We start from the raw sequence: 5,993 nt of genomic DNA on the forward strand, positions 1-5,993 counted from the left end.
AGAAGCCAGTGAATGTAGCTTCTGAAGAACTACATTCACTGGCTTCTTTTAAGTTTTGTTTAATGAACATTTTGCCCAATTAAGAAGATTTGTTAGTGCTATATTGGTTTTGCAAATAAGTATAGCAACGCTTAGCCGCCGCTCTAGGTGCGGTTAAAATAGGAGTCGAACAAGTCACTTGATCGGCGATATGTTCCATACTGTACTGGGATAGTACAATGACATCGACTTTGCCTTCCATTTGATAAATCATTTCTTTTACTCGTTCATCATGTTTATCTTTTTTTCCCTGATAAAGTAAATGAATGAGTCCTGAATCTACGATAGATTCTACTTGAACATTCGCTTTTTTCTCTTGTAGATAACTCGTTAATGCAATGGGAGTTTCTCGTACGGTAGAAATTAATCCGATTCTCTCATAGACAAGTGCTTGATCTAGCATCGCTTCATCTGAACGAAATAGTTTTACTTTATAAAGAGGCTGCAAGATGCTAGTAATGTTATTAAAAGCGGAGCAAGTAAGCTGAATAGCATCGATTTCTGAAGAAACAGCAATATTTAGAAGTGAAGAAAAACGGAGAATGATGTTTGGTGTAAGTGACCCCTCTTTCTCCATCATTGAAAGTAATTCAGTATCTAGTAAATGAATCAATTCAATATCTGGCGCTTCTTCGTGAAACGCTCTTTCGATCGGATCTAAAGATGCTTTTGTCGCAGAAATCAAAGCAACTTTCATGCAAAATCCCCCTTTTGGTTGTTATTTATATCCATTTTATCATAATCAATTAAATAAAATAGTGTTTGTTATGGATATTATTGGTGGTCTATAAAACTACCAAAGTATGTAATTTACTTGTATCATACATAATAGTAAATAGTTGAACAATCAAGGTTTTCTTACTCAACTAACCTGCAACGTTCGTGAAATAAGCTTTAAACTTCTTCTTGATATATTTCTGATTTTATCGGCTTTAAATTCAAAGGGATTTTAAACTCCTGAAGATTTTCTATATAATATCGTCACAATCCATTGACCATTCTTCTACCTCTAACTTACTTAACTCATCTGTTGGTTTAAATAAAAATTCACAGTGAAGTTGTTCCATATGAGAATACTCATCTTGTTCATAAACAGTAAACTGACGTACAAAATCAAAATGAAATAGTTCCTCTCCAGTAAAATCATACACGCCACATTTTAACATTTCTACTTCAATCCTACTTTACTATATTTCATATCTTCTTGTGCTAAACTGCCCGTCAGCACAAGAAGCGATTGCTCTAATTGAACAATCGCATTCTATAGTTTAAGTACGCTAGTGCGGAAAATGGTGCAATACCTTGTCAGATTCCCCAGTCCTAATTTTGTGTTAATAGAACAATTCTAATCATATTCTTATAAAAGAAAACAAATAAGAAGGAGTGTAAAATTAGTTGATAAAAACTACGGTTCGTTTACGGCCCATTGTAGGTAAGGTAAATTTACCCACTGTTTTGAAAACAACTATGCTTCCGGGTGACTCAAAAGAAAGATTGTTTATTGCAACCCAAGTAGGAGAGATTTTTTACATAAGAGACGGAGCTATACGGACTTTTTTAGATATTCGCCCCCGAATTGTAAAACTAGGTGCTTCTGGTGGTGGATATGATGAACGGGGATTGCTAGGGCTAGCGTTTCATCCCGAATTTTATTATAACGGTCTGTTTTATCTTCATTATTCAGTAGCTGGAACACAAGGTCCAGGTGCTCTTTCTAAATCTTTTTCACCTAATCCGTGTGATCCAAAAACTTTAAACCTAAGGTGGCTAAATAGAGAAACTCAATATGATCATATTGATACAGTTGAAGAGTGGATTTTACCATCGAATGGTCAACCTCAAAAACGACGGACATTACTAAACTTAAGAAGACCATTTTCTAATCATAATGGTGTCAATAGCTTAAACTTTTCACCTGAAACAGGAAAACTTGTTTTAACCACCGGGGATGGTGGATCAGGCTATGATCCATTCAATTTAAGCCAGAATGATATGGAAATCGCCGGTAAAATAATTGAAATCGATGTAGGTAAGAATACATTTAACCAGAATCCCCCCGTAGTCACACGGTTTAATGAGCTTCCCGTACCTATTCAGGAAACACTTACGGTGATTGCCAAAGGGGTTCGCAATATACCGGGCATTTCATTTCAAAGGTTTTATAATCAATATATCAAATATGTGGGAAATGTCGGACAGGACTTGGTAGAATCAATATTTTCATTCGGTCCGAATAAACCAATACCGGTTCCCCAGCTTGTTCAAGCTTTTTTAATGAAATCTGAGGCTGACCAAGCAGGATTTATTAACTTTGGCTGGCGGGCGTGGGAAGGTGTTTTCCCTACTCCAATTGTAAGGGGCTGCTCTGCCAATCCGACTTTGGATGAGAACACAATTGCCTATTACAATGAAGCAATAAAAACTTCAGTAAGGCGTCTTCAGCCTGTAACTAGTTATTTTCATAAAGATCCGCGACCCGATAAGTTTGGAGGAACTGCACTTACAGGAGTGCAAGCCTATATGGGGAATAGAATCCCCGTTTTAACAGGGAGTGTTGTATTTACCGATCTTGCCCGGAAGGAAGAATCGCAATCTCCTGCCAAAGGGGTTTTAGCTTATACTAGAATAAGAACAGATTGTAAATTAAATGATTTTAGTGTTATTGAAACGGATTATAATTTTGGATCTCAATCAGCTTATTATGTTAGTTTGGGAACGAATCTGAATCAAACTAAATTATATTTAGGGGTTTATGGTTCTATGAAAGTGACTGATTTGAACCAAGGCACTGTTTTTGAAATTGTTCCATGATTCATAGCTTTGAACTACTCCCCACTTCATTTTCTAACGGAAATTTGAAGTGGGAAATTCCTGCGAACACCAGTGTATCCACTAGTTTTTTAGCAGGGTCTACCCGTAGTCCCTGCGGTGATTGCAAAAATTACATTCTCGTTTTAATTCATTTACGATTCAAAAAGACTTAGAAACTCTCCATATCCCTTTTCCTGCAATTTATTTTTAGGAACAAACCGAAGTGCTGCAGAATTTATGCAATAGCGTGCCCTATCAGGACCAGGACCATCATCAAAAACATGACCAAGATGGGCATCCGATGCTTTTGCCCGAACTTCAATCCTCCTCATTCCATGAGAGGTATCAAATTTCTCCTCAAGCTCTGAACGCCGCAATGGCTTTGTAAAACTCGGCCAACCACAGCCTGCATCATATTTATCAATCGAACTAAACAATGGCTCGCCTGAGATAATATCAACATAGATTCCTTCTTCTGTATGATTCCAATACTCATTCTGAAAAGGCGGCTCGGTTGCATTCTTTCTTGTCACCTCATATTGAATCGGGGTAAGTTCTTTCCGTAATTCCTCATCACTTTTTTGCCTTTTCCAGTTCTCGCGAATAAACTTGGCGCGTCCAGAGCCTTCTTTATATAGATTATAATGAAAAGGGTTCCTTTTATAGTAGTGCTGGTGTTTTTCTTCTGCCTTGTAAAAAGGCTCAGCCGGCAGAACCGCCGTAACAATTGGTTTCTTAAATCTCCCGCTCTCTGCAAGCTTGGCCTTGGAGGTCTCGGCTAGTATCCGTTGTTCTTCACTATGAAAAAAAATGGCTGTCCGGTACGATAATCCACGATCGTTAAACTGTCCTGCAGCATCTGTCGGATCAATTTGCTGCCAGAAAAGGTCCAATAGCTTTTGATAGGACATAACAGCGGAATCAAATAAAATTTGAACAGCTTCATAGTGTCCTGTTGTATCTGTGCACACCTCCTCGTAGGTTGGATTTGCTTTATGGCCGCCTGTGTATCCAGAAATCACTTCTTTAACTCCTGGCAGTTCATCAAATGGTGATACCATACACCAAAAACAGCCTCCAGCAAAAGTCGCCAGCTCCAATGATTGAGACATAATACCATCTCCTTTCCATCTATGTTACTTCGAGTATATATATTTCTCAAATTTTTAACTAATATGTAAAGTCCTTTCTACTTAAACTAACGCACCCTATAGTTTAAGTAGAAATATTCACAATCTTTTCTTTACCCTAACAAGCCCTAATCTTTTTATTCTAATCTTTTTATAAGAACAGTAAAAATTTAAATTTGAAGAGCTTTTTGTAATGATTTTTTCATTGCTTCTATAAAGTTCTGACGTATCTCTTCAGATAATTCTAATAAGGAAAGATAGGGATTTAAATCTTCTAATTCGACTAATAAAAGCTCCCCTTGTTCGCTTCGGCAGGCATCAACTCGTTGAATCCCCCAGTCAAGATTATTCCAGTCGATGAAACGTTTAGCAAAAGCTAAATCTTCTTCCGTAGGTACATACTCTTTCAATTCCCATCTTCTATCTTTATCTGGTGCATAAAGAGCATACTGAAATTCTTTGTCAATAAAATAAAATGAGATTTCATATTCAAAATTAATAAATGGTTGTACCAATGTATTTTTCGACTCTGAATTAACTTTTTCACTCAATTCATCTTTTGTAACAAATTCCATCCCGATAGAGTCTGCTCCATCTTTCGGCTTTACAATATATCTGTCTACACTAGGGAGTTTATTTAGGGAATCAAGGGTATCAATCGTTGGAATAACAGGAAAATGAGCATTTGTTAGTTCAATTAAATATTCTTTTCCGTTCATATCAGCCTTCCCATTAAACGAATTATATGCGTTTAAATGTTTAGAAACAATTCGGTTACGGAATGCTTCATATTTGTCTTTAAAATTTGCGACTGGACCTGCATTTCGGAAAACAATTAAATCAGCATTATCTTCAAATGGTTCAATATCTTCAGGATGACAGATGACCAAATTAAAGACTTCTCTAAGTTTAGAAGTTAGAAATAAATCCTCTTCATAATAGTTTCTTCCTTTTGCTTCATAATATAAATCTGTTACAAATAGTAGCGTCTTCATTACGCCTTCACCTGCTTTTCTTAAATTTTTATTGTAAAAACATCCTAAAAAACAAAAAATCCCGTCTCAGTAAGAGACGAGATTGAAACTCGCGGTACCACTCTTGTTTAATAAAATGTTTGAATAACACTTTACTACCCTTTACAAACGTACAATCATACGTTGTCCCTTGTAACGGAGGAAACCGATAAAGCTTACTAAACATTCAGCTTTACTTCTCGGAGATGATTTTCGGTTATTATCTGAACACTGGTTTTCAGCAAAACACCAGCTCTCTTTGGAACAAAAACAATAACGTACTCTTTCTCTTCATAGAATTTAAATCAAATTCAAATAATTAGACGTTATTATATATTTATTCAGAAAATAAGTAAAATGGTTATTTAAGGAAGTTCATTGAATTTCTTTATACAATTAGCAAAAGAGGGCCATATAAAATTGTCTATTTGAATCTTAGGCTCTGAAGGTTCTCCACTATATAGTTCATTGTTTGTTCTCGTGATAGAAAATAACTGTTCCTTAGTTCGCGCGATCATAACTCCATCTACAAATAAACCATCAGCGACATCGTCTAAGTGATAATCAAAATGTAGAAGGAGAGAATCTGGATTAATATTTCCTTTTAACCTTTCATATTCCCAGGCAGAAAGAGCCCAAGAATGGTCTTTCATTATGTATATATTTCGTTCAGGTAAATGTATTTTCCAATCTGATAACCGATTAAAAATGTCCATTTAAAACCTCTTAATTATATATAGTTACTCTACGGCCATCATATTTAAACATTGTACCCAGATATATCATAATTCTACCAAATATCTATTCTCCGTGCCTTAATTAAAATTTAACAGAAAGTTAAACCAAAGTGAAAAGTAGGAATATCCTCTCCCTTTTGTCTAGAGTCAACTCAGTCGTAACCTATTATCAGAAGTATTTCTAAACAAATTAAAGTAGGAGCAACGGTTTAATTACTAGTTGCTCCATTCAACTCTTGCTACCCTATAGTTTAAGTACAATT

At 35.8% G+C, this 5,993-nt stretch carries 7 protein-coding genes and 1 other annotated feature (1 of these 8 running past the window's edge); of the genes, 1 reads left to right on the plus strand and 6 read right to left on the minus strand.

Annotated features, from left to right (window positions below; all coding sequences use genetic code 11):
- Window positions 1–79: 79 nt before the first annotated feature.
- Together V7068_RS01245 and V7068_RS01250 are read right to left on the minus strand one after the other, a co-directional pair.
- Entirely contained in the window at window positions 80–736 is a 657-nt protein-coding gene (locus V7068_RS01245; RefSeq protein WP_499710606.1) for a hypothetical protein, read from the minus strand.
- Window positions 737–1,007: 271 nt separating this feature from the next.
- Entirely contained in the window at window positions 1,008–1,205 is a 198-nt protein-coding gene (locus tag V7068_RS01250; protein WP_499710607.1) for a hypothetical protein, read from the minus strand.
- Between the two features lie 229 nt (window positions 1,206–1,434).
- On the opposite strand from V7068_RS01250, the gene V7068_RS01255 reads away from it, so the two are divergent.
- Window positions 1,435–2,850, plus strand: coding sequence for a PQQ-dependent sugar dehydrogenase (locus V7068_RS01255; RefSeq protein ID WP_499710608.1), 1,416 nt, complete (start codon window positions 1,435–1,437; stop codon window positions 2,848–2,850).
- Window positions 2,851–3,002: 152 nt separating this feature from the next.
- Here V7068_RS01255 and msrA read toward each other — a convergent pair whose 3' ends face one another.
- From msrA to V7068_RS01275, 4 genes are all read right to left on the minus strand, one after another.
- Window positions 3,003–3,962 (minus strand): peptide-methionine (S)-S-oxide reductase MsrA, encoded by a 960-nt coding sequence (msrA, locus tag V7068_RS01260; RefSeq protein ID WP_499710609.1) that lies wholly within the window; start codon window positions 3,960–3,962, stop codon window positions 3,003–3,005.
- A gap of 188 nt (window positions 3,963–4,150) precedes the next feature.
- The gene (locus V7068_RS01265) at window positions 4,151–4,975 is read right to left on the minus strand and encodes an ATP-grasp domain-containing protein (RefSeq protein WP_499710610.1); all 825 of its coding nucleotides are present in this window, start codon (window positions 4,973–4,975) and stop codon (window positions 4,151–4,153) included.
- A 69-nt stretch (window positions 4,976–5,044) separates the two neighbouring features.
- Window positions 5,045–5,297: a binding site (T-box leader), on the minus strand.
- Between the two features lie 61 nt (window positions 5,298–5,358).
- Window positions 5,359–5,709: a peptide arginase family protein gene (locus V7068_RS01270; RefSeq protein ID WP_499710612.1), complete on the minus strand. Its 351-nt coding sequence runs from the start codon at window positions 5,707–5,709 to the stop codon at window positions 5,359–5,361.
- A gap of 237 nt (window positions 5,710–5,946) precedes the next feature.
- Window positions 5,947–5,993 carry the final stretch of a MarR family winged helix-turn-helix transcriptional regulator gene (locus V7068_RS01275; protein WP_499710613.1) on the minus strand. It continues 445 nt past the right edge of the window, so 47 of the gene's 492 nt are visible here — the last part of the coding sequence; its start codon lies beyond the right edge, outside the window; the stop codon is at window positions 5,947–5,949.

This window comes from Bacillus sp. JJ634 (assembly GCF_036962285.1).
Classification (GTDB): domain Bacteria; phylum Bacillota; class Bacilli; order Bacillales; family DSM-1321; genus Peribacillus; species Peribacillus asahii_A.

Coding starts and splice junctions, on each gene's coding strand:
- V7068_RS01245 (WP_499710606.1), bottom strand. CDS start 736: ATGAAAGTTGCTTTGATTTCTGCGACAAAAGCATCTTTAGATCCGATC.
- V7068_RS01250 (WP_499710607.1), bottom strand. CDS start 1,205: ATGTTAAAATGTGGCGTGTATGATTTTACTGGAGAGGAACTATTTCAT.
- msrA (WP_499710609.1), bottom strand. CDS start 3,962: ATGTCTCAATCATTGGAGCTGGCGACTTTTGCTGGAGGCTGTTTTTGG.
- V7068_RS01265 (WP_499710610.1), bottom strand. CDS start 4,975: ATGAAGACGCTACTATTTGTAACAGATTTATATTATGAAGCAAAAGGA.
- V7068_RS01270 (WP_499710612.1), bottom strand. CDS start 5,709: ATGGACATTTTTAATCGGTTATCAGATTGGAAAATACATTTACCTGAA.